1 protein-coding gene is annotated in these 1,091 nt (G+C 67.4%); it reads left to right on the plus strand.

Annotated features, from left to right (window positions below; all coding sequences use genetic code 11):
• Positions 1 to 1,091: acyl-CoA carboxylase subunit beta (locus EU555_RS35950; protein ID WP_135420168.1), on the plus strand; the 1,091-nt coding region annotated here is incomplete at both ends.

Raw genomic sequence — 1,091 nt, forward strand, 5'->3', positions numbered from 1 at the left:
GGCAAGCTCACGGCGCGCGAGCGCATCGAGCTCCTCCTCGACTCGGGGTCGTTCGAGGAGTTCGACATGTTCGTCCAGCACCGCTCGATCGACTTCGGCATGGAGCGCCAGAAGATCCCGGGCGACGGCGTCGTCACCGGATGGGGCACCATCAACGGCCGCACCGTCTTCGTCTTCTCCAAGGACTTCACGGTCTTCGGCGGATCGCTCTCCGAGGCGCATGCCCAGAAGATCATCAAGGTCCAGGACATGGCCCTCAAGATGCGCGCCCCGATCATCGGCCTGTTCGATGCCGGCGGCGCCCGCATCCAGGAGGGCGTCGCGGCGCTCGGCGGCTACGGCGAGGTCTTCAAGCGCAACGTCACGGCGTCCGGCGTCATCCCGCAGATCTCGGTCATCATGGGACCCTGCGCCGGCGGCGACGTCTACTCGCCGGCCATGACCGACTTCATCTTCATGGTCCGCGACACCAGCTACATGTTCGTGACCGGACCCGACGTGGTCAAGACCGTCACCAACGAGGTCGTCACCGCCGAGGAGCTCGGCGGCGCCAAGGTCCACACCACAAGGTCCTCGATCGCCGACGGCTCCTACGAGAACGACGTCGAGGCGCTGTTGCAGATCCGCCGCCTGATGGACTTCCTGCCGGCCAACAACCAGGCCGGCGTGCCGCAGATCGCGAGCTTCGACGATCCCGCCCGCCTCGACCGCAGCCTCGACACCCTGATCCCCGACAACCCCAACAAGCCCTACGACATGGGCGAGCTGATCCGCCGCGTCGTCGACGAGGGCGACCTGTTCGAGATCCAGGCGGCGTATGCGCGCAACATCATCACGGGCTTCGGCCGGATCGAGGGCCGCACGGTCGGCGTCGTGGCCAACCAGCCGATGGTGCTGGCGGGCGTCCTCGACGCGGACGCCTCGCGCAAGGCGGCGCGCTTCGTGCGCTTCTGCGACGCGTTCTCGATCCCGATCGTGACCTTCGTCGACGTGCCGGGCTTCCTGCCCGGCACCGCGCAGGAATATGGCGGGCTGATCAAGCACGGCGCCAAGCTGCTCTTCGCCTACAGCCAGGCGACGGTGCCGCTCGT

Source organism: Methylobacterium nonmethylotrophicum (assembly GCF_004745635.1).
Classification (GTDB): domain Bacteria; phylum Pseudomonadota; class Alphaproteobacteria; order Rhizobiales; family Beijerinckiaceae; genus Methylobacterium; species Methylobacterium nonmethylotrophicum.